Below are 21,337 nucleotides of genomic sequence, written 5' to 3' on the forward strand. Positions count from 1 at the left end.
GTCCCCTCTCATAGGGCCGCGCCGTCGGCTGCGTTTCTCAGCTTTGCGCACGCTCAGTAGCGGGCGTCCTTGGGCTTCTTGCCGTTGGCCCAGTCATTGACCTTGCCGGCGAAGTCGGGACGCGGCTGGTGGGTGAAGAACTCGGCCACGTCCACCGCATCCTGGTCGTTCAGCACGCCGCCCTGCCCCACCGGATGGTCGAGGTTCACGCTGACCGGCATGTTGAACTTGATGAAGGCGGCCGCCTTGTACAGGCGGGCCATGCCGGCGCCGATGTTGAAGGATTCATCCCCCCACAAAGGCGGGAAGATGAAGGTGCCATCGGCCCCCTTCATGCCCTCGCCATTGGCGCCATGGCAGGTGGCGCAGTGCTGGGCATAGAGCTTCTCACCCCGCACCGGATCCGGCACCAGCTTCATGTCGATGGGGCCGGCGCCGACCACTTTCACCCGCTGGCCCTTCGGCACGCCATTCCGCAGCCAGTCCATATAGGCGATCATGGCCGACATCTCGCGGGAGTCCGGATCGAGCGGCTTGCCGTTCATGGAGCGCTGGAAGCAGCCGTTGATGCGCTCCTTCAGGCTCACCACCCGGCCGGCCCGCGGGTTGAACTGCGGGAAGTCGTTGACGGTGTTGATATAGGGCGCGCCGTTGTCCACCTTGCCTTCGCCCAGGTGGCAGCTGTTGCAATTGAGCTTGTCGCCCACGTTGTTTGGCAGCAGGCGGGCAGTCTCGTTCAGAAGCCGCTTGCCGTAGAGCACCAGCTCGGCATTGGGCAGGGAGGGAATGGAGGTGTCATCGGGGAGCCGATAGACGCCGACCTGCTTTCCCTCCTTGTCCACCACGGGAAAGGTCTTCTCGGGAGGCGCATTGAGCGGCGTGCCCCCGGCCCCGATTGCGAAGGCGCCGGCACCGGCCACCACCGCAACGCCGAGGATGATCCCGGCGATCTTGAGCGACTTAGCCATTGTGAGCCTCGGGCACGTAGTTGACGGGCTTGTCCTTGATGATCTTCCGCATCCGCGCCACCTCGTCCTCGGTGATGGCCTCGGCATGGTTGCCCCAGCTGTTCCGGATGAAGGTGAGGATCTGCGCCACGTCATGGTTGGAGAGGTTGGCGAAGCCCGGCATGGTGAAGGTCATCACGTCGTGGGGCGTCTTGGCCATGGTGCCGCCGGTCAAGGTGAACTGGATCAGCGAGGAGGGATCCTCCGCGAACACGATCGAATTGTCCTTGAGCGCCGGGAAGATGCGCGGCGCGCCGCGCCCATCCATGCGGTGGCAGGCCGCGCAGTGGGCCACATAGGCGGCGGCACCGGGGGCACCGTAATCGCCGGCCAGGAGCTTGGCGGTGGTGGTGTCGGCCTCAGGCTTCCAAGCCACCTCATGCCCGGGACGGGGCGGCAGCTGCTTCAGATATTTGGCAACAGCGGTCAGGTCCGCCTTTGTGAGGTGCTGGGTGCTATGCCCCACCACATCGGCCATAGAGCCGAACGCCGCGGTGCGGTCGGTACGGCCGGTGCCCAGGAAGTCCACCAGTTCCTCGGTGGTCCAGGTGGACAGGCCGCGGGCCTCATTGCGCAGGTTCTTGGCGTACCAGCCTTCGAGCACCGAGCCCGACAGATAGGTGCCGGCCGGATCGTTGGCGAGGGCCTTTTCCTGGAAGGCGATGCCGCGCGGCGTGTGGCAGGCGCCGCAATGGGCGAGGCCCTCCACCAGATAGGCGCCGCGCACCAGCTCGGGATCGGCACCCGCCTGGGCGACGAAGGTGCGGGGCTGGGCGAACAGCAGCTGCCACCAGGAGAGCGGCCAGCGCATGGACATGGGCCACGGCATGGTGGTGGGCTTGTTGTCCTGCGCCACCGCCTTCACGTCGCTCATGAAGTAAGCGTAGAGCGCCTTGATGTCGTCGTCCTTGACCACGACGTAGGACACATAGGGCATGGCCGGATAAAGGGCGGTGCCATCGGGGCGGATGCCGCGCCGGACAGCACGCTCGAAATCCCCATAGGAATAGGCGCCGATGCCGGTCTTGGAATCGGGCGTCACATTGGTGGAATAGATGGTGCCGAGCGGCGTCTGCATGCCGAGGCCGCCGGCAAACGGCTTGCCTCCCGGCGCAGTGTGGCAGGCGACACAGTCGGCCGCATGGGCCACATAGGCGCCACGGGCGATCAGTTGGGGATCATGTATGTCAACTTGCGCGTCGTGCTTGGGAGCGAACCAGTAAGGGGTCGAAAGCGCGACGGCGTAAGCGGCTCCGAGAGCCACCAAGCCGCATACGATGATGACGGCAAGCTTTTTCATGCGTTCACCATTCGTCAGACGGCGGCAGAATTACACTTATTCAAATATGAGCATTGAGACAGGTCAACGGGTGTGACCTACAGATAACGGCCTTATAATACCATTATGTGCGCGCAACATATTGATGTATAAGAAATTTTAAAATTTGACCATAATACGGCGACAACGCGGCCAGATGGCGGCGGAAAGCCGCAGGGCGGTCGCCGCGCCGCCGGCGATCAAAGGAGCGAGGCCGAAGGCACGGCGCATCTGCGAACCGCTAGGGGGCGCGGGGCGCCTGCAGATTGCGGTCGATCCAATCGCCGATGGCCCCGATCACCTGCCCTTCCATGCCCCAGTAGCCATGGGGGGAGAGGGAACCACAGGCCCGCTTGCCGCGGCGTCCGCCCGAGACGTTCAGCACCTGCACATGGGGAGCCCGCGTGAAGGCGGCCGCGATGCGCGGCGCGTCCTCGGGCGCGGCCACCGGGCAGGCATCCGCCGCATTGGCCACCACCAGGACCGGTACGGCGACGCCATCGGGATGGGCGTCGAACACGGTCTCGCCGCTGCCGCCGCGGCGCGACACCGTTTCGGTCAGCACCACGCCCGCCACCAGATCCGTCGGCGTATCGGCGGCCGCATTCACGGCGGCGATAGCACCCTGGCTGGTGCCCACCACGAACAGCGGCAGCTTGAAACGGTCATGGACGAAAGTGATGAGGCGCCGTGCCGCCGCGCCGAAAGCCGCCGTGCTCCGGGCGCCGCGCAGGCTCGCCGAGGTGGGCGCATCGGCGATCACCACCGCGAAGCCCAGCGCCACCCAATCGGCACGGGTGCGCACCAAGACGTTGGCGCCGTGGGCGAAATGGCCGTCATTCCCGAGCCCCAGCTGGCCGCTGCCGCCGGGAAACATCACCAGAACCGCGCGCGGCTCAGGCGGGGTGAGCACCAGCACCCGCTGGTGCACGCCATCCTCCAGCGCCAGCTGGCACAGCTGTGGCGCGCCGATGGGCCCGGCCACCGGCGCGCAGCGTGTCGGAACCTCGTCCGCGACGGCAGGAATCACTAGGGCAGGAATCACTAGGGCAGGAATCATGACAGCGGGAATCATTCCGGACACCCGCAAGCCCACGCCGGCGACCAGCCAGATCCCGGCGGCGACGCCGAAGCGCCGCCGCTGGACGCGCTCAGTCGAGGCCGAGCACGCTCTGCGACTCGAGCACGCTGGCATGGCCATGCTCCACCACGTCTTCCAGGCCCTTGGCCTGCGGGCACAGATTCTCGGCGAAGAAGCGGGCAACCGCGATGCGGGCCGCAAGGCGCGGATCGGTGCCGCCGGCCGAGCGCTCCCGGTGGGCGGCGAGCGCCGCCTTGGCGAGATAGGCACCACCGGCCGCCCGGGCGAACAGGCGCAGGTAGGGGGTGGCCCCCGCCAGCACCTTGGCATTCTCCTCGCCCAGCCGATCGAGCATGATGCGGGTGGCGCGGCCCAGCGAATCCACCGCCTCCGCCAGCTTCTCGCCCATGCGGCCGAACTCCGGCAGCTCCAGCGCATGCGCCTCGTCGGCAATGTCGCGATAATCGCCGATGAGGGTCGTCACCACGTCGCCCCCCTCCTGCGACAGCTTGCGGGTGACGAGGTCGATGGCCTGGATGCCGTTGGTGCCCTCATAGATGGCGAAGATGCGGGCATCCCGATAATGCTGGGCGGCGCCGGTCTCCTCGATGAAGCCCATGCCGCCGTGCACCTGCACGCCCATGGAGGCCACCTCGATGCCGATGTCGGTGGAGAAGGCCTTGGCCACGGGGGTCAAGAGGCTCGCCTCGGCCAGGGCGGTGGCCCGCCCCATGGGATCGGCCAGCCGGCGCGAGCGGTCGAGGGCGTCGGCGGTCATCAGGCAGATAGCGCGGGCGGCATCGGTCTCGGCCCGCATGGTCAGCAGCATGCGCTTGACGTCCGGATGATCGATGATGGGCGCCATGCCCTCGCCCTTGTAGTCCGGCGACTTGCCCTGGCGGCGCTCCTTGGCATAGGCGAACGCCCGCTGGGTGGCCCGCTCGGCGATGGCGACCCCCTGGATGCCCACCGCCAGGCGGGCATTGTTCATCATGGTGAACATGCAGGCGAGGCCGCGATTCTCCTCGCCCACCAGGTAGCCCACCGCCCCTTCGCCCTTGTCGCCGAAGGTCATGGTGCAGGTGGGCGAGCCATGCAGGCCCAGCTTGTGCTCGATGCCGGTGCAAGACACATCATTGCGGGCACCGAGGCTGCCGTCCGCATTCACCAGATATTTGGGCGCCACGAACAGGGAGATGCCCTTGGTGCCGGCGGGGGCATCGGGCAGGCGCGCCAGCACCAGGTGGACGATGTTCTCGGCGATGTCGTGCTCGCCATAGGTGATGAAGATCTTGGTGCCGAAGATGCGGTAGCTGCCATCGGCCTGCTTCACCGCCTTGGCGCGCAGGGCGCCGAGATCGGAGCCGGCCTGCGGCTCGGTGAGGTTCATGGTGCCGGTCCACACGCCGGCCACCATCTTCTCCAGATAGGTCTTGCGCTGTTCGGCGGTGCCGTGGGCGGTCAGGGCCTCGATGGCCCCCATGGTGAGCACGCCGCCGATGCCGAACGAGGGCGAGGCGGTGTTCCAGAATTCCGTCAGCGCCGAGGTGACGGTGGTCGGCAGATGCTGGCCACCGAACTCCTCCTCGGCTGTCACCGCGCTCCACCCGGCTTCCGCCCACGCCGTATAGGCCGCCTTCCAGCCGGTGGGGGTGGTGACCGACCCGTCCTTCAGGCTGCAGCCTTCCTTGTCGGCCACCCGGTCCAAGGGCTCGATGGCAGTGGCGGCGAACTTGCCCGCCTCCTCCAGCACCGCATCCACCACATCGAAGGAGAGATCGATGAGGCCCTGCTCCATCAACATGGGCAAAGCGGTGCAGGTCTTCAGGAAGAAGGACACATCCTCGACCGGTGCACGATAGGCCATCACACTCTCCTCGACAGGCGCAGGCGCGGGGCGCGTCGCGCGGCTTGACCGAACCACCGGCCCGCGCTCTAAGCGCAGGCGCCGGCCGGCCCCAATTCGCGGCGATACAACCGGTTCGTCAAGACGCACGTGCTGACCCATTGGTCGCAGGTGCTGTTTCATGAAGGCCAGAATGACCCACGCTTCCGCGGCCCGCCCCACCCGCCAGCTTCCCGCCGATGCCGCAGGCGTCGCCGCGGCGGCCGCATGCCTCGCGGCGGGCGGGCTGGTGGCGTTCCCCACCGAGACCGTCTACGGGCTCGGCGCCGATGCCGCCAATCCCCAGGCGGTGGCCGCCCTTTATGCGGCCAAGGGGCGACCCGCCTTCAACCCGCTCATCTCCCATTTGCCAACCGCGGCCGCGGCCATGGCGTTCGGCGCGTTCAACACCACCGCCCGGCGCCTCGCCGAAGCCTTCTGGCCGGGACCGCTGACGCTGGTGGTGCCCTACACCGGCGGTGACAAGGTGTGCGATCTCGCCCGCGCCGGGCTCGATACCGTGGCGCTGCGAGTGCCCTCTCATCCGCTGGCGCAGGCGCTGCTCACCGCCTTCGGCGGGCCGGTGGTGGCGCCCAGCGCCAACCGCTCCGGCCACGTCTCTCCCACCACCGCCGCCCATGTGATGGGCGATCTCGCCGGCCTCATCGACCTGGTGCTGGATGGCGGCCCCACTGCGGTGGGGGTGGAATCCACCATCCTCGACGTCACTACGCCCACACCGCACCTGCTGCGCCCCGGTGGCGTCACCCGCGAGGCCATCGAGGCGCTGCTCGGCGCCCCCCTCGCCACCGCCTGCAGCGAAGATGCCGCCCGCCCGGCCTCCCCTGGGCGGCTCGCCTCCCATTATGCGCCGCGCGCCCGCGTGCGGCTTGAGGCCCAGTGCGTCGCCCCCGGCGAGGCGCTTCTGACCTTCGCCGGCGCCCGCCCGCCGGGCAGCGAGAATGCCGCCGTGGTGGAGGATCTCAGCCCCGCCGGCGATCTCACGCAGGCGGCGGCCCACCTTTACGGCGCGCTGCGCCGCCTCGACGCCTCCGGCGTCCCCGCCATCGCCGTGGTGCCACTGCCGCGCACGGGCCTTGGGGAAGCCATGGCCGATCGTCTGAACCGGGCCGCCGCGCCCCGCCCCTCCAGCACCGAGTCTCCGTCATGACCACCCATGCCCTCGCCACCGCGCCGGATTTCACCCCCACCGTCGGCCATGCCGAGGACGGCGACACCGCCGCTCTGGTGCGTCTGTGGCAGGAGGCCGGGCTGACCCGGCCGTGGAACGACCCCCAGGCCGACATCGCTTTGGCCCGGCGCGGGCCCCACTCCACCATTCTGGTGGCGAGGCACGAAGACGCCGTCATCGGCTCGGTGATGGTGGGCCACGACGGGCATCGCGGCTGGATCTATTATCTTGCGGTGGATGGCACCCACCGGGGCCGGGGCCTTGGCCGGGCGCTGAGCCGCGCCGCCGAGGATTGGCTGAAAGCCCGCGCCGTGCCCAAGCTGATGCTGATGGTGCGGCCGGAGAATACGGCAGTCCGCGCCTTCTATGAGCGCGAGGGCTTTATCGAGGAGCCCCGCGTGATCTTCTCCAAGCGCCTCGACTGAAGGCCGCACCACGAGAAATAGAGGCGGCATCATTGAGCCGCCTCAAGGCTGTGCCGGCGGCCAAGGAGTATGCTATTCGTCAAAGAAAAATAGCATCTCAGGGAGGCCGGCCTTTTCATGACCACGCTGCTCGTCACCCATCCGTCGGGCTTCAATCATCTGACGCCGCTCGGCCACCCCGAGCGGGCCGATCGCCTGCGCGTGTTGGACCGGATCTTCGAGCAGGAGAAGTTCTCCCTGCTGGCCCGCGACAGCGCCCCCCGCGGCGAGCGCGACGACATCATCCGCGTGCATCCGGCCGACTTCTTCGACGCCATGGGCGGCGCCTGCCCCAAGGAAGGGCTGGTGCGCATCGATTCCGACACGGTCATGTCGCCGGGCAGCTGGGAAGCGGCGCTGCGCGCCGTGGGCGGCGCCTGCTTCGCCGTGGACGAGGTGATGGAAGGCAAGGTTTCCAACGCCTTCGTGGCCATGCGCCCGCCCGGCCACCATTGCGAGGCGCGCAAGCCCATGGGCTTCTGCCTGCTCAACCAGGTGGCGGTGGCCGCCCGCCATGCCCAGGCGAAATTCAATGCGGAGCGCGTCGCCATCGTCGATTTCGACGTGCACCACGGCAACGGCACCCAGCAGATCTTCTGGGACGACAACAGCGTGATGTATTGCTCCACCCACGAGATGCCGCTGTTTCCCGGCACCGGCGAGGTGGGCGAGACCGGCACCGCCGACACCATCGTCAACGCGCCCCTGCGGGCGGGCGACGACGGCACCCAGTTCAAAGAGGCCATGGAAACCCGCGTGCTGCCCCGGCTGGAGGCGTTCCGCCCGGATCTCATCCTCATCTCCGCCGGCTTCGACGGCCATGTGCGCGACCCCATGGCCTCGCTGCGGCTGGTGGAAACCGACTTCACCTGGGTCACCCGCCGGCTGGTGGACGTAGCGGACCGGGTGTGCGGCGGCCGCGTGGTCTCCCTGCTGGAAGGCGGCTATGACCTGGAAGGCCTCGCCGCCTCCGCCTCGGCGCACGTTTCCGCGCTCATGCGGGGCTGAACGCTGGCGCGCGGCAAGCTGGCGCGAGCCGCCCCGCGCGTTCAGTGCTGGCCGCCGGTGGGCAGGTAGGGGGCAAGGACGTGGGCGAGCTTGGCGGGGGTCAGGCTCTGCAGCCACACCTTGCCGGGCCCCCGGAGCCGGGCGAGAAACAGGCCGTCGCCGCCGAACAGCACGTTCTTCACCCCGGCGATGGTGGTAATCTCGAGCGCCACGCTTTCCTCGAACATGCCCACATGGCCGGGATGGGCCAGCAGCTCCTGACCCGGCTGCAGCGTGTAGCTGACGATCTCGCCGCCCAGCTCCACGAAGGCGCTGCCCTGGCCGGTGACATGCTGCAGCACGAACCCGTTGCCGCCAAACACGCCGGCCCCGAGCGACTGCTGCACGCCGATGGCCAGCGACAGCCCCATTTCCCCCGCCAGAAAACCATGGCGATGGATGAGGAAGCCCGCGCCGGGCGTCACCTTGGCCTCGATGATGTTGCCGGGCACGGTGGCCGCGAACGCCAGCAGCGCCTCGCCGCCTTGGGCGGTGAACTCGGTCATGAACAGCCCGCCGCCGGATATGGCCCGGCCGATGGCCGAGAACAGCCCGCCGGCCCCGCCGGTGGCCGCGGTGGTGTTCAGCGCCACATTGGGCGTCATCCACGACAGGCGGTCGGGCTCCGCCAGCACGGTTTCTCCGGGCTCCAGGGTGAAGGTGAGGACAGGCAGGGTGGTTCCGGTGATCTCGCTGCGCATAAGCGTCACTCGCGGATGGAAGGCCTGCCCCAGACAAGCAGCCCGGCGCCGCTGCCGCAACGGCCTTGCGGGTGTCGAGCGCCGTTTATGGATCCCACTCCGCGCATGCGCGCCCCTTGAAGGCACGCCTTGGCCTCGGAATGGCGAGCCACCGCAGCGCCCAAGGGCATCGACGTCCGGCCGCGCAGGCGCCATTGTGGGCACGACCTTCCCCACGCGCGATGCGCTGCAGGCCGACGAGACCCACCATGCCGCCCGCCGCATCGCTCGTTGCCGTTCGCGCCCTCCTCGATGCGCTGGGCCAGGCGACCGACCGCTTCGCCCGCGCCCGACAGCGCCGCCTGGGCTCGGATGGCGCCGCCCGTGCGCCCGCGGCGCCGACAATCATCGCCGGCGCCGCCCTGTTGATCGCCACCACCGTGGCCAGCGCGCAGACGGTCGGGCCCGTCACCCTGCCCTATCTCAATGCCCCGGCGCCGGGCGCCCCCATCACCGCGCCGCCCACCCTGGGGATCTCCATCGGCGGCGCCATGCACCGGGCGGTGATGGATACCGGCTCCACCGGTGTCATCATCTCCGCCAGCTCTATCGCGCACCTGGATCAATTGCCGGATCTCGGCCCCGGCAGCCTCACCTATTCCTCCTCGGGCCGCATCATGCGCGGGCGCTATGTGGTGGCGCCGGTCACCGTGCACGGGGCGGACGGGCGGCGCGTCACCACCCGGCCGCTGCCGGTGCTGGCGGTGAGCCGCATCGATTGCCTGAAGACGGCGCGGAACTGCACGCCGCGGGACAAGCCGCGTGGGGTGGCCATGCTCGGCATCGGTTTCGCCCGCGAACGGGACCACCAGCCCCAGGGCACGCCGGAGAAGAACCCTTTCCTGAACCTCCCCAACATGGCACCGGGTGCGCTACGCCGCGGCTATGTGGTGAGCCGCCAGGGGGTTCAGGTGGGATTGACCGGTGCGGAAGAGGGCTTCACCCGGATCTCTCTCGCCCGCTCCGACATCGCCGATGAATGGGCGCCCCTTCCCGCCTGCCTCTCTCTGGCCGGGCGCCAGCCGCCCGCGTGCGGCACGCTGCTGATGGATACGGGCGTCACCCGCATGTACCTTACCGTGCCGGAGAGCCAATCCGCCGGCCTGCTGGCGGGCGGCGGCGCCGACGCCCGCCTCGCCCCCGGCACGCCGGTACAGGTGTTGCCGCCGAGCGGCGCGGCCGGGCCGCGCTATGGCTTCACGGCGGGCGATGCCGCCGATCCGCTGGCGCCCGCGGAGATCGTGGTCTCGCGGCGCGCCCGTCGCGCTCCGTTCATCAACACCACGGTGCGGTTCCTCAACGGCTTCGACTATCTTTATGATGCCGATGCCGGCGTCGTCGGCCTGCGCCCGCTCAGGCCGTGAGGCACCCGGCTGGACAGGGGGCGCGGAAGCGCGCACCCTTTTGCCGTTGAGATCCCGCCCTTTGAGATCCCGGGCCTGCCCCTTTTCGCCCGGGGGAAAGCTCTTGTGATGACCGCGATTGCCGACACCCGCCCGCTGCAGATCCCGTTCGACAATTCCTATGCCCGGCTGCCGGAGGGCTTCTTCGCCCCCAGCCGGCCGACCCCGGTGGCCAAACCCGGGCTCATCAAGATCAATGCCGCCCTCGCCACCGAGCTGGGGCTCGATCCGCAGGCGCTGGCGACGCCGGAAGCGGTCGCCATGTTCGCCGGCGTCGACGTACCGGAGGGCGCCGAGCCCATCGCGCTGGCCTATGCCGGCCACCAGTTCGGCCAGTTCGTGCCGCAGCTCGGCGACGGGCGGGCGGTGCTGCTGGGCGAGGTGATCGACCAGGCCGGCCGGCGCCGCGACATCCAGCTCAAGGGCTCCGGCCCCACCGCCTTCTCCCGCCGTGGCGACGGGCGCGCGGCGCTCGGCCCGGTGCTGCGCGAATATCTCATCTCCGAAGCCATGGCGGCGCTGGGCGTGCCCACCACCCGCACGCTCGCCGCCGTGACCACCGGCGAGCCGGTGTGGCGGGAGCGGGCGCTGCCGGGGGCGGTACTGGCGCGGGTCGCGGCGAGCCACATCCGCATCGGCACCTTCCAGTATTTCGCCGCCCGCAAGGACACGGACGCGCTGAAGGCCCTCGCCGATTATGCCCTCGCCCGCCACTATCCCGAGGCCGCCGGCGCGGCGCGGCCCTATGCGGCGCTGCTGGAGGGAGTGATGGCCCGCCAGGCCGCCCTGGTGGCGCGCTGGCAGCTCATCGGCTTCATCCACGGGGTGATGAACACCGACAACATGTCCATCTCCGGCGAGACCATCGATTATGGCCCCTGCGCCTTCATGGATGGCTATGACGCCACCACGGTGTTCAGCTCCATCGATCACATGGGCCGCTACGCCTATGGCAACCAGCCGCAGATCGCCCATTGGAACCTCGCCCGCCTCGCCGAGTGCCTCATTCCCCTGTTGAATGACGACCGCGCGGCGGCGGTGGACGAGGCCAATGCCCTGCTCGCCACCTTCCCCGATCGCTTCAAGGCCGCCTACCATGCCGGGCTGCTGGCCAAGATCGGCCTCGCCGACGGCAACGCGGACGACCTCGAGCTCGCGTTCGAACTCCTGGCCCTGATGGCGGATGCCAAGGCCGACTTCACCCTCACCTTCCGCCGGCTCGGTGCCGCCTCCGAAAGCGCAGACAACCTGGCCGCCGTGCGCGACCTGTTCCTGGATCGCGAGGCGTTCGACGCGTGGGCGGCGCGCTGGCGCCTGCGCATCGCCGCCGGTGGACGGACGGGCAGCGCGGCCCGCGCCGACATGGAGCGGGTGAACCCCCTCTTCATTCCCCGCAACCATCTGGTGGAATGGGCGCTGGCGGCTGCTGTCGAGGAAGGTGATACCGCCCCGTTCGAGGAATTGCTTGGCCTGTTCTCCCATCCCTTTGATGATCAGCCGCGTTTTGCCAGCTATGCAGCGCTGCCGCCGCAGATGAGCGACTACCAGACCTTTTGCGGCACCTGACGCAAGCTTGCGGCAAGCTTGTCGCGCGATCGGAACTGTCCTCTACTGTGACGAGCGACGTCTATCGCCAATAAGCTTGAAGGAAACGCCATGCTGGGTCGTCGGACTTTACTGAAGGCTCTTGCCTTGTGCCCGCTCTGCGCCCCCCTCGCCAAGGCGGGCGAAGGGGTCCACTGGTCCTATGAGGGCCACGGCGGCCCGCAGGAGTGGGGCAGCCTGGAACAGGGCTTCGCCGCCTGCTCCATGGGCAGCCAGCAATCCCCCGTCAATCTCGACGGCGCCGTCGCCGCCGAAAGCGCGCGACCGAAGCTCGCCTGGTCCCCCGGCACGTTCCGGGTGACCAACAACGGCCACACCATCCAGGCCGATGCCGTGGACGGCGATGCCACCGCCAGCCTCAACGGCAAAACCTATGTGCTGAAGCAGTTTCACTTCCACACCCCCAGTGAGCACACGCTGGTGGGGGCCCACAAGGCCATGGAAGCCCATTTCGTCCATGCCGCGAGCGATGGCGGCCTGCTGGTGATCGGCGTGTTCATGCAGGCTGGGCGACCCAATACCACCTTCTCCGAGGTGATAGCCGCGGCCCCCCGCGCCACCGGCAGCGCCGACAAGCCGCTGAAGCTGGACCCCGGCGCGCTGCTGCCGGCGGTGCCGAGCACCTACCGTTACGAAGGCTCCCTCACCACGCCGCCCTGCTCGGAGGTGGTGGACTGGAACGTGTTCGCCACACCCATCGATGTGGCCCAGGCCGACATCGACACGTTCCGCGGCCTGTTCGCCATGAACGCCCGACCGGTGCAGGCCATCAACCGCCGCTTCCTGCTGCGGCTGAACTGACCCTCGCACCTCCCCTAAGCGAAGGCACCAAAAAAAGGGCCGGCTTGCGCCGGCCCTTCTCATGTCTGGCCTTGAAGGCCTGAACCCGAAAGGGCTCAGTCTTCCTTGGTCTCTTCGGCGCGCTGCTTGAGAGCGGCGCCCAGGATGTCGCCGAGCGAAGCGCCGGAGTCCTGCGAACCGTACTGGGCCACGGCCTCCTTCTCCTCGGCGATTTCCATCGCCTTGACGGAGACCTGCACCTTGCGCGCCTTGCGGTCGAACAGGGTGACGCGGGCATCCAGCTTGTCGCCCACCGAGAAGCGCTCGGGACGCTGGTCGTTGCGGTCGCGGGCGAGCTCCGAACGCTTGATGAAGGCCGACAGGTCGGTGCCGGTGAGCTTCACCTCGATGCCGCCGTCCTTCACGTCGCTGACTTCGCAGGTCACGACAGCACCCTTGCGGACATCGCCAGCCTCGGCGAAGGGATCGCCGGCAAGCTGCTTGATGCCGAGGGAGATGCGCTCCTTCTCGACGTCCACGTCGAGCACCACGGCCTTGACCATGTCGCCCTTGCGGTATTCGTCGATGACCTGCTCGCCGGGACGGTTCCAGTCGAGATCGGACAGGTGGACCATGCCGTCCACGTCGCCGTCGAGACCCAGGAACAGGCCGAACTCGGTCTTGTTCTTGACCTCGCCCTCGACCACCGCGCCGGGCGCATACTTCTCGGCGAAGGCCTCCCAGGGGTTCTGGAGGGTCTGCTTGAGGCCGAGGGAGATGCGGCGCTTGGCGCTATCCACCTCAAGCACCTGCACTTCCACTTCCTGCGAGGTGGAAACGATCTTGCCGGGGTGAACGTTCTTCTTGGTCCACGACATTTCGGACACGTGGATGAGGCCCTCGATGCCGGGCTCCAGCTCCACGAACGCGCCGTAGTCGGTGATGTTGGTGACGCGACCCTTGAAGCGGGCCTCCACCGGATACTTGGCCTCGATGCCTTCCCAGGGATCGCCCAGGAGCTGCTTCATGCCGAGCGAGATGCGGTGGGTCTCGTGATTGATCTTGATGATCTTCACCTTGACCGTCTGGCCGATGGACAGCACCTCGGTCGGGTGGTTCACGCGGCGCCAGGCGATGTCGGTGACATGCAGCAGGCCGTCGATGCCGCCCAGATCAACGAACGCACCGTAATCGGTGATGTTCTTGACCACGCCCTCGATGGCCTGACCCTCTTCGAGGTTCTGCACCAGCTCGTGACGCTGCTCGGCGCGGGTCTCTTCCAGCACGGTGCGGCGGGAGACGACGATGTTGCCGCGGCGGCGATCCATCTTGAGGATCTGGAAGGGCTGCTGATTGTGCATCAGCGGGGCCACGTCGCGGATCGGGCGGATGTCGACCTGCGAGCGCGGCAGGAACGCCACGGCGCCGTCGAGATCCACGGTGAAGCCACCCTTCACCTGGTTGAAGATCACGCCGAAGACCTTCTCGTTGGCGGTGAACGCCTTCTCGAGCTTGACCCAGCTCTCCTCGCGGCGCGCCTTGTCGCGCGAGAGGACGGCCTCGCCCATGGCGTTCTCGACACGCTCGAGATACACCTCGACCTCGTCGCCCACCTGAATGGCGTTCTCGCGGCCCGGGCCAGCGAACTCGCGCAGGGCCACGCGGCCCTCGGTCTTCAGACCGATGTCGATGATCGCCAGATCCTTCTCGATGGCGACCACGATGCCCTTGACGACCGTACCTTCGGCGGGCTCGGCGCGGCCGAAGCTCTCGTCAAGGAGGGCGGCAAAATCTTCACGGGTGGTTTCTACGGCGGACATTCAGTCTCCGAACTTCTCTGCGCCGGCGTCTCGTGTTGCGAAACCCCGAACCGCTCGGGATGTCCCGGCGCCCCTCCCTCAAGAGGAAACACCGAGACGGCCACCGATGTTCCATCGGCGGGCCGGCGCGAATAGCCGAGCGGCACGGGCTGAATTGGAATGTCTCGAGGCGTGGCTACAAGCGAATGCCAGGACGGGCTGCCTCCAGTATTCCGACGCGCGTATCCCGCAGGCGCCGTGCCCGTCCAGACGGCCTCCACCTTTGGGAGAGCAAGCCTCGAACGCCGCTCAGATAGCGCAAGAGCAGTGCAAATGCAAGGCTCCGCAGCCCAATGGGCGCCCCCAATTGGCCGCCTCAAGGGCCTTTCGCCGGCCTCTCGTCCGCGGTGGCCCCGCCGACGGCGTGCCGCGCCTGCCGGATTCAGCCGCAATGATGCGCCGCAGCTTGCGTCTTGCCCATGAGGACGATAGGCAGGCAGGGAAACAAGCTTGGCCGCCAGCGGTGCGCCCCTCCGCCGCCGCATGATGCAGAAAGAGCCAGCTTTGGAACATCAGGGGCCCTCCCGCGGCCCCGGCCCCTCTTACCGCGGCGCCGCCACTGCGGCGCGGCGGCTCCAGCGCCGGAGCGCCGTCGGTGCGCACGATGAAGATCCAAGGCTCAACAGGGGATGGGAGCTGTAACATGACAGGCATTCGAATTCTGCTGGCGGCATTGCTGCTGGCGGTGTCCACGGCGGGCGCGAGCGCGCAAACCATGAGCTACGCGCAGGCCGGCGCCCTTCTCGCCAAGAGCTGCGGGCCGGACATCACCAAATTCTGCCCCAAGGTCAATCTGGGCGGCGGCGCCCTGCGGGCCTGCATGGAAGGCAAGATTTCCCAGGTCAGCGCCCGCTGCAAATCCGACTATGTCATGGCCATGGCGTCCATCGCCAAGCGCCAGCAGGCGCAGCAGTCCATCTACAAGCTCTGCAATGCGGATGCCGCCCGGCTCTGTCAGGGCATGGTGCCGGGTGACGGCAACCTGCTCTCCTGCCTGCTAGAGGCGAGCAAGGTGGTCAGCGCCCCCTGCAACCAGGCCATCACCGACGCCGGCTATCGCTGAGCCAACCCGCCACTCCGAACGATCAAGGAAGGACGACACCCATGACGTCGCCTCTCATCCGCATGGCGCTGGTGGCCACGCTGGCGCTCGCCGCCACCCCCGCCCTGGCCCAGACCGCGCTGTCCGATGGCCAGATTCTGCAGGGCCTCCAGGGCCTGACCGACAACGCACCGCCGATCTCCGCAGAGCAGATGCGCAAGCTGGTGCAGCAGCACATGACGCAGTATCCCGGCGAGCAGCTCACCCGCCCGTCGCTGGCGCTGCACCTGGATAAGCTGCCGCAGATCAACGTGCAGATTCAGTTCCGCCTGAATTCGGCAATCATCGAGCCGTCCTCCTACGGGACCATCGGTGCCATCGCCGATGCCATGCACAACCCCGTTCTGCTCGGCTACAAATTCATCATCACCGGCAATACGGATGTCACCGGCCCGCGCGAGTACAACCTCAAGCTCAGCCAGGAGCGCGCGGACGCGGTGAAGGAAGCCCTCTCGACCACCTTCAATGTGGACCCGCGCCGCCTGGAGGCGGTGGGCCTGGGCGAGGAAGTGCTGCTCGATCCGAAGAACCCCACCGGCGCCGTCAATCGACGGGTGCAGATCTTCACCGTCGGCCGCATGGGCCCGACGCCGCAGCCCCTGCGCTGAGGCCCGGCCCGCAGCTCGGCACGACATGAGGCGCCTGCAGCGCGCCCGACACCGCAGCATGACCGCCGTCCAGGCTCCCGCCCGGACGGCGGTTTTTTATTGTGGAGGTCGGCACCGGAACCCCCGGTGTGAGAGGGGGCCATTCGAGCCAGCGCGGCCCCAACGGCCGGCGCCATCCATGGCCTTCGGGACGCGCCGCGAAGCCGCCTCCTGATCCGCCCCGCGCGCGTCGCTCCGCCTTGCCCTTCGGCACAGGTCGCCATCGGCATGCGAGGCGAGGCAGCCCCCCCCCCCTGAGGCCGACGACCGCGCCCACGCCGCGCGGTAGCCCGTGCCCTGCGCAGCAGCTTCGCCGCCCGAAACGCCAGACTGTCGCCAACCGCCGAGCCCCGGGGCGACGGCAACCTCATCCAGGAGCCTCGCATCTGCCGGAAAAAGGGCTTGAGGCAGCCTCTTAAAGCACTTTATGAAGCATGGTTAATGTATTGATTTTTCGCAATAATCCGCCATCTCTTAAAGTTAAGACTTAACTTTAAGAGATGGGCGCATCTCCTCGCTTCGCACGCAATTGCGCCCTGCCCTCTTAGCCGCATAGAGCGCGCGATCGGCGCGTTCCAGGGCGCGGCTCAGATCATAGGGCGCGGGCAGCGCGGCCACGCCGATGCTGACGCTCAGCGCCGGAAGGCCCGGCTCCGCGCAATCCAGAGTGGCCAGCCGCAGGGCTTCCGCATGCAGCAGCGCGGCATCCATGGGCGTGCGGTCCAGCACCACCACGAATTCCTCGCCGCCCAGTCGCGCCACCAGGGCCGATTGGGGCACCGAGCGGCGCAGCAGCGCGCCGAATGCCCGCAGCGCCGCATCGCCCGCCGCATGGCCGAAAGTATCGTTGACCGCCTTGAAGTGATCGAGATCCAGCATCAGCACCGCTGCCGGACGGCCGTGCTCGCGCGCCTCCGTCAACAGCCGCTCGGCGCGCAGCGTGAAGCCGCGCCGGTTGGCCACCGCCGTCAGCGGGTCGGTTTCGGCGACCGCCTCACTCTCGCGGATCACCTGCTGCAGCGCCTTGATCAGCAGCACCAGGCCGGTAGCCACGAGCAGAATGCCGGAGCTCACCTGCGAAACCAGCGCATAGGTGGTGCCGATGTAGTCGGTGGGCAGGCTGCCGGTGCCGAGCCGCCAGGCCACCACCGCTTTGGCGGGGAAATGCGCCGCCAGCAGCGCAAAGGCCAGGGCCAGCATCAGGTCACTGATCTGGCGCGGGCTGGCCCGCAGCACCACCCAGACGCAGGCGGCCATGGCTGCGGCGAACGGGGCCTGATAGGCGAGCTCATAGACAAGCTGCCCCCGTCCGAGCGTCGGGAGAACCGGCCCGAGGATCACGGTGCCGAGGGCAAGCGCCCCCACCAGCCGCCAGGGGGGCCGTGTCCGATAGAATACCGCCAGCGCCGGCACCATCGCCAGCAGCGCAGCGGCGAAGCTGAAGAACACCAGGCCGCCGAAGAACACCGTCCAGCCACTGTAGGCGAGGCCGAGCTGGGCCATGGGTGTCAGCATGCCGATGGCATAGCTCACGGCGAACCAGATCGGCGCCCGGCTGCCGCGATTGAGCAGGGCAATGGCCACGTAGCTCGCCGCGAACAGCCCGGCGACGGCCATATTCATGACTAGGGTAAAGCCCGCCGGTTGCATCCGTCCTCTCCTCGCGAGGCCGCCGAACACAGCATTCTTTCCGTCCGGACGCTAGCGGTTGCCGGAGGATACAACCCACGCGGAGGTATCACCGCGCGGTTGGGCTCACTCCACGGTCACCGATTTGGCGAGATTGCGCGGTTGATCCACATCGGTGCCCATGATGACCGCCGTGTGATAGGCGATCAGCTGCACCGGAATGGCATAGACCAGGGGCGCCACCGTCGAGGGCATGTCGGGCAGAATCAGCTTCTCCGCCGCGTCCACATGGGCCGCCTCGGCGCCCTTGGGATCGGTGACGAGGATGATGCGCCCCCCGCGCGCGGCCACCTCCTCCATGTTGGAGACGGTCTTGTCGAAGATCCGGTCATGCGGGGCGATCACCACCACCGGCATGGTCTCGTCGATCAGCGCAATGGGCCCATGCTTGAGCTCGCCGCCGGCATAGCCCTCGGCGTGGATGTAGGAGATCTCCTTGAGCTTCAAGGCGCCTTCCAGGGCCAGCGGGTAATTGGTGCCGCGGCCGAGGTAGAGCACATCCTGCGCCTTGGCCAGGGTGCGGGCCAGCACCTCGATGTCGGGCGCGAGCTTCAGCGCCTCGGTCATCAGCCGGGGCACTTCCATGAAGGCCCGCACCAGGCGGCGCTCGTCATCTTCCGCCAAACGTCCGGCGGCGCGGCCGAACGCCACCGCCAGGCAGGCCAGGGTGGCCAACTGGCAGGTGAAGGCCTTGGTGGAGGCCACGCCGATCTCCGGCCCCGCCAGGGTGGGCAGCACCATGTCCGCCTCACGGGCAATGGTGGACGTGGCCACGTTCACCACCGCCACCACCTTCTGCCCGCAGGACTTGGCGTAGCGCAGCGAGGCCAAAGTGTCGGCGGTCTCGCCGGACTGGGAGATGACGATGGTCACGCCCCCCGGCTCCAGCGGCGTCTCGCGATAGCGGAACTCGGAGGCGATGTCAGTGGACACCGGAATGCGCGCGAACCGCTCGAACCAGTATTCCGCCACCGCCCCGGCATAAAGCGCGGTGCCGCAGGCGGTGATGGAGATGTGGCGCACCTCGTTGAGGTCGAACGGCAGATCGGGAATAGCGATGCGTTCGGCGCCGAGGTCCAGATAATGGCCGAAGGTGTGGGAGATCACCTCCGGCTGCTCATAGATCTCCTTGGCCATGAAGTGCCGGTGGTTGCCCTTGTCCACCAGCATGGCGCCGGCCGGCACCCGCTGGATGGCCCGTTCCACCACCGCGCCGTTCTCGTCGCGGATGGTGACGCCCTCGCGGGTGAGCACCGCCCAGTCGCCTTCTTCCAGATAGGTGACGAGATCGGTCAGCCCGCCGAGGGCGATGGCGTCCGAGCCCAGGAACATCTCGCCCCGGCCGTAGCCGATGGCCAGCGGCGAGCCGCGGCGGGCGGCGATGATGAGATTCTCCTCGCCATCGAACAGGAAGGCCAGGGCGAAGGCGCCCTTGAGGCGGGGCAGCACCTCGCCCACCGCCGAGACCGGATCGCGGCCGGCGAGCAGCTGGCGATCCACCAGTTGGGCCACCACCTCGGTATCGGTATCGCTCTTGAAGCTCACCCCGAGATCGAGCAGGTCCTGCTTCAGCTCGCGGAAATTCTCGATGATGCCGTTGTGCACCACCGCCACCCGCTTGGTGGCGTGGGGATGGGCATTGCGCTCGGAGGGCTTGCCGTGGGTGGCCCACCGCGTGTGGCCGATGCCGATATGCCCGTGCAAAGGGTGCCGATCGAGCTTGCTCTCGAGATGGCGCAGCTTGCCTTCGGCCCGGCAGACCTCCAGCCGCCCCTTCTCCAGGGTGGCGATGCCGGCGGAATCATAGCCCCGGTATTCCAGCCGCCGCAGGGCATCCACCAGATGTTCCGCCACCGCGCTCTTGCCGAGAATGCCGACGATTCCACACATGCCGTGACGCTCCGATGATCCCTGTGCCTGCCTCTGCGCGACCGTGGCGCGCCGGTCCCAAGGGACTCAGCCTGCACGGATTGTCTGAACGTTCCTACCTTGGCTTGGGGAATAGGGCAGAATCACATCCCCTTTCCGATCATGTCGGAACAGCTTCTCTCGTCGTCCTCATTCCTTGCCTTTGGCCTTGCGGGCGCGGAAGGCGCTGGCCCAGCCCTCCTTCACCAGCTGGCGGCTGCGGGCGAGCGCCAGGGCATCGTCGGGCACGTTGTCGGTCACCACCGCCCCGGTGCCCACGAACGCCCCCTTGCCGATGGTGACCGGCGCCACCAGAGCCGAATTGACGCCGATGAAGGCGTTCTCGCCGATCTCCGTGCGGTATTTGCCGAAGCCGTCGTAATTGCAGGTGATGGTGCCGGCGCCGAGGTTGGCGTTGGCCCCCACATGGGCGTCGCCCACATAGGACAGGTGGTTGATCTTGGCGCCCTTTTCAACGTGGGCGGCCTTGGTCTCCACGAAATTGCCGATGCGGACCCCGTTTTCCAGCCGCGTGCCGGGACGCAGGCGGGCGAACGGGCCGATCTGCGCCCCCGCCTCCACCACCGCGCCTTCCAGATGGCAGAAGGCGTGAATCACCACGTCGTCGCCGACGCTGACCCCGGGCCCGAACACCACGTTGGGTTCCACCACCACGTCGCGACCCAGCCGGGTGTCCGCCGACAGGAACACCGTTTCCGGCGCCACCAGGGTCGCACCGGCGGCCATGGCCGCGGCCCGCAGGCGGCGCTGCAGAATCGCTTCCGCCTCGGCAAGCTGCAGGCGGCTGTTGACGCCGGCCACCTCCTCCACGTCCGCCTCGGTGGCAACCACCGCCAGGCCTTCGGCCCGGGCCAGCTCCACCGCGTCGGTCAGGTAGTATTCGCCCTTGGCATTGGCATTGCCGATGCGGTCCAGCAGCGCCAGGGCATGCGCCCCCGACAGCGCCATGAGACCGGCGTTGCAGAAGCCCACCGCCTTCTCGGTGGCGGTGGCGTCCTTCTCCTCGCGGATGGCCACCAACGCCTCCCCCGCGGTGATCAGGCGGCCATAACCGGTGGGATCGTCCGGGCGGAAACCAAGCACCGCCACCGCCGCCCCCTGGGCCAAAGGCGCGCGCAGCCGCTCCAGGGTCTGCGGGCGGATCAGCGGCGTATCGGCATAGAGCACCAGCACGTCGTCCACGCCCGCCTCCAGGGCGGCGCGGGCCGCCAGCACCGCATGGGCGGTGCCGAGCCGGTCGCGCTGCACGAACACCTGGGCATCGGGCACCACCCGGTGCGCCTCCGCCGCCACGTCGTCGCGATCGGGACCGATCACCACGGCGGTGCGGGTGGCGCCGGCGGCACGGGTGGTCTCCAGAACATGGTGGAGCATGGTGCGCCCGGCCACCTTGTGCAGCACCTTCGGCAGGCGCGAGGCCATGCGCGTGCCCTCACCGGCGGCCAGCACCACGACCAGTAGGCTCCGTTCACTCATCACACATCCTCCTGACGGCGCTTCCCCTTATCGTGCCCGGCCCGCCATCGCAAAATCCGTCTGTGCCGCGAACCGGTGGCGGTTCTGCCGCCACCTTGCCGCTGGACGCGGCG

The 21,337-nt window shown here is 68.2% G+C and carries 17 protein-coding genes; 8 read left to right on the forward strand and 9 right to left on the reverse strand.

Going from position 1 to position 21,337, the window contains the following annotated elements; genetic code table 11:
- Positions 1–53: 53 nt before the first annotated feature.
- From ACU4E7_RS20205 to ACU4E7_RS20220, 4 genes are all read right to left on the reverse strand, one after another.
- Positions 54–968 (reverse strand): c-type cytochrome, encoded by a 915-nt coding sequence (locus ACU4E7_RS20205; RefSeq protein ID WP_238121276.1) that lies wholly within the window; start codon positions 966–968, stop codon positions 54–56.
- Positions 961–2,307, reverse strand: coding sequence for a cytochrome c (locus tag ACU4E7_RS20210; protein WP_238121275.1), 1,347 nt, complete (start codon positions 2,305–2,307; stop codon positions 961–963). The genes ACU4E7_RS20205 and ACU4E7_RS20210 overlap by 8 nt, the downstream gene beginning before the upstream one ends.
- Positions 2,308–2,566: 259 nt before the next feature.
- Entirely contained in the window at positions 2,567–3,355 is a 789-nt protein-coding gene (locus ACU4E7_RS20215) for an alpha/beta hydrolase (protein ID WP_447019925.1), read from the reverse strand.
- Positions 3,356–3,476: 121 nt separating this feature from the next.
- Positions 3,477–5,273 carry an acyl-CoA dehydrogenase gene (locus tag ACU4E7_RS20220; protein ID WP_447019926.1) on the reverse strand — a complete coding sequence of 599 codons (1,797 nt, stop codon included), beginning with the start codon at positions 5,271–5,273 and terminating at the stop codon, positions 3,477–3,479.
- 172 nt (positions 5,274–5,445) lie between these two features.
- Between ACU4E7_RS20220 and ACU4E7_RS20225 the strand changes: the two genes are divergently transcribed.
- From ACU4E7_RS20225 to ACU4E7_RS20235, 3 genes are all read left to right on the forward strand, one after another.
- Positions 5,446–6,462, forward strand: a complete 1,017-nt coding sequence (locus ACU4E7_RS20225; protein ID WP_447019927.1) for an L-threonylcarbamoyladenylate synthase — start codon at positions 5,446–5,448, stop codon at positions 6,460–6,462.
- The gene (locus ACU4E7_RS20230) at positions 6,459–6,908 is read left to right on the forward strand and encodes a GNAT family acetyltransferase (protein ID WP_238121271.1); all 450 of its coding nucleotides are present in this window, start codon (positions 6,459–6,461) and stop codon (positions 6,906–6,908) included. The genes ACU4E7_RS20225 and ACU4E7_RS20230 overlap by 4 nt, the downstream gene beginning before the upstream one ends.
- A gap of 117 nt (positions 6,909–7,025) precedes the next feature.
- The gene (locus tag ACU4E7_RS20235) at positions 7,026–7,955 is read left to right on the forward strand and encodes a histone deacetylase family protein (RefSeq protein WP_238121270.1); all 930 of its coding nucleotides are present in this window, start codon (positions 7,026–7,028) and stop codon (positions 7,953–7,955) included.
- A 41-nt stretch (positions 7,956–7,996) separates the two neighbouring features.
- Here ACU4E7_RS20235 and ACU4E7_RS20240 read toward each other — a convergent pair whose 3' ends face one another.
- Positions 7,997–8,695, reverse strand: a complete 699-nt coding sequence (locus tag ACU4E7_RS20240) for a TIGR00266 family protein (RefSeq protein ID WP_447019928.1) — start codon at positions 8,693–8,695, stop codon at positions 7,997–7,999.
- 248 nt (positions 8,696–8,943) lie between these two features.
- On the opposite strand from ACU4E7_RS20240, the gene ACU4E7_RS20245 reads away from it, so the two are divergent.
- The 3 genes from ACU4E7_RS20245 to ACU4E7_RS20255 all read left to right on the forward strand — a co-directional run bounded on the left by ACU4E7_RS20245 (position 8,944) and on the right by ACU4E7_RS20255 (position 12,543).
- Complete coding sequence (locus tag ACU4E7_RS20245) at positions 8,944–10,098, forward strand: hypothetical protein (protein WP_447019929.1); 1,155 nt, start codon at positions 8,944–8,946, stop codon at positions 10,096–10,098.
- A gap of 108 nt (positions 10,099–10,206) precedes the next feature.
- Positions 10,207–11,703 carry a protein adenylyltransferase SelO gene (locus ACU4E7_RS20250; RefSeq protein WP_447019930.1) on the forward strand — a complete coding sequence of 499 codons (1,497 nt, stop codon included), beginning with the start codon at positions 10,207–10,209 and terminating at the stop codon, positions 11,701–11,703.
- 90 nt (positions 11,704–11,793) lie between these two features.
- Positions 11,794–12,543 carry a carbonic anhydrase gene (locus tag ACU4E7_RS20255; RefSeq protein WP_447019931.1) on the forward strand — a complete coding sequence of 250 codons (750 nt, stop codon included), beginning with the start codon at positions 11,794–11,796 and terminating at the stop codon, positions 12,541–12,543.
- Positions 12,544–12,638: 95 nt separating this feature from the next.
- Here the strand turns inward: ACU4E7_RS20255 and rpsA are convergent, their stop codons facing one another.
- Positions 12,639–14,342: a 30S ribosomal protein S1 gene (rpsA, locus tag ACU4E7_RS20260; RefSeq protein ID WP_238121266.1), complete on the reverse strand. Its 1,704-nt coding sequence runs from the start codon at positions 14,340–14,342 to the stop codon at positions 12,639–12,641.
- Positions 14,343–15,024: 682 nt separating this feature from the next.
- Between rpsA and ACU4E7_RS20265 the strand changes: the two genes are divergently transcribed.
- Together ACU4E7_RS20265 and ACU4E7_RS20270 are read left to right on the forward strand one after the other, a co-directional pair.
- Positions 15,025–15,444, forward strand: coding sequence for a hypothetical protein (locus tag ACU4E7_RS20265; protein ID WP_238121265.1), 420 nt, complete (start codon positions 15,025–15,027; stop codon positions 15,442–15,444).
- Positions 15,445–15,485: 41 nt separating this feature from the next.
- Entirely contained in the window at positions 15,486–16,091 is a 606-nt protein-coding gene (locus tag ACU4E7_RS20270) for an OmpA family protein (RefSeq protein ID WP_447019932.1), read from the forward strand.
- A 519-nt stretch (positions 16,092–16,610) separates the two neighbouring features.
- Here the strand turns inward: ACU4E7_RS20270 and ACU4E7_RS20275 are convergent.
- From ACU4E7_RS20275 to glmU, 3 genes are all read right to left on the reverse strand, one after another.
- A complete protein-coding gene (locus ACU4E7_RS20275) occupies positions 16,611–17,753 on the reverse strand; it encodes a diguanylate cyclase (protein WP_447019933.1) in 1,143 nt (380 codons plus the stop codon).
- 132 nt (positions 17,754–17,885) lie between these two features.
- Positions 17,886–19,709: a glutamine--fructose-6-phosphate transaminase (isomerizing) gene (gene glmS, locus ACU4E7_RS20280; RefSeq protein WP_447019934.1), complete on the reverse strand. Its 1,824-nt coding sequence runs from the start codon at positions 19,707–19,709 to the stop codon at positions 17,886–17,888.
- Positions 19,710–19,877: 168 nt separating this feature from the next.
- Positions 19,878–21,224, reverse strand: coding sequence for a bifunctional UDP-N-acetylglucosamine diphosphorylase/glucosamine-1-phosphate N-acetyltransferase GlmU (gene glmU / locus ACU4E7_RS20285; RefSeq protein ID WP_447019935.1), 1,347 nt, complete (start codon positions 21,222–21,224; stop codon positions 19,878–19,880).
- Between the last annotated feature and the right edge of the window lie 113 nt (positions 21,225–21,337).

Source organism: Xanthobacter sp. ZOL 2024 (assembly GCF_052932325.1).

Coding starts and splice junctions, on each gene's coding strand:
- ACU4E7_RS20235 (WP_238121270.1), top strand. CDS start 7,026: ATGACCACGCTGCTCGTCACCCATCCGTCGGGCTTCAATCATCTGACG.
- ACU4E7_RS20240 (WP_447019928.1), bottom strand. CDS start 8,695: ATGCGCAGCGAGATCACCGGAACCACCCTGCCTGTCCTCACCTTCACC.
- ACU4E7_RS20265 (WP_238121265.1), top strand. CDS start 15,025: ATGACAGGCATTCGAATTCTGCTGGCGGCATTGCTGCTGGCGGTGTCC.
- ACU4E7_RS20230 (WP_238121271.1), top strand. CDS start 6,459: ATGACCACCCATGCCCTCGCCACCGCGCCGGATTTCACCCCCACCGTC.
- glmU (WP_447019935.1), bottom strand. CDS start 21,224: ATGAGTGAACGGAGCCTACTGGTCGTGGTGCTGGCCGCCGGTGAGGGC.
- ACU4E7_RS20245 (WP_447019929.1), top strand. CDS start 8,944: ATGCCGCCCGCCGCATCGCTCGTTGCCGTTCGCGCCCTCCTCGATGCG.
- rpsA (WP_238121266.1), bottom strand. CDS start 14,342: ATGTCCGCCGTAGAAACCACCCGTGAAGATTTTGCCGCCCTCCTTGAC.
- ACU4E7_RS20275 (WP_447019933.1), bottom strand. CDS start 17,753: ATGAATATGGCCGTCGCCGGGCTGTTCGCGGCGAGCTACGTGGCCATT.
- ACU4E7_RS20255 (WP_447019931.1), top strand. CDS start 11,794: ATGCTGGGTCGTCGGACTTTACTGAAGGCTCTTGCCTTGTGCCCGCTC.
- glmS (WP_447019934.1), bottom strand. CDS start 19,709: ATGTGTGGAATCGTCGGCATTCTCGGCAAGAGCGCGGTGGCGGAACAT.
- ACU4E7_RS20270 (WP_447019932.1), top strand. CDS start 15,486: ATGACGTCGCCTCTCATCCGCATGGCGCTGGTGGCCACGCTGGCGCTC.
- ACU4E7_RS20220 (WP_447019926.1), bottom strand. CDS start 5,273: ATGGCCTATCGTGCACCGGTCGAGGATGTGTCCTTCTTCCTGAAGACC.
- ACU4E7_RS20250 (WP_447019930.1), top strand. CDS start 10,207: ATGACCGCGATTGCCGACACCCGCCCGCTGCAGATCCCGTTCGACAAT.
- ACU4E7_RS20205 (WP_238121276.1), bottom strand. CDS start 968: ATGGCTAAGTCGCTCAAGATCGCCGGGATCATCCTCGGCGTTGCGGTG.
- ACU4E7_RS20210 (WP_238121275.1), bottom strand. CDS start 2,307: ATGAAAAAGCTTGCCGTCATCATCGTATGCGGCTTGGTGGCTCTCGGA.
- ACU4E7_RS20225 (WP_447019927.1), top strand. CDS start 5,446: ATGACCCACGCTTCCGCGGCCCGCCCCACCCGCCAGCTTCCCGCCGAT.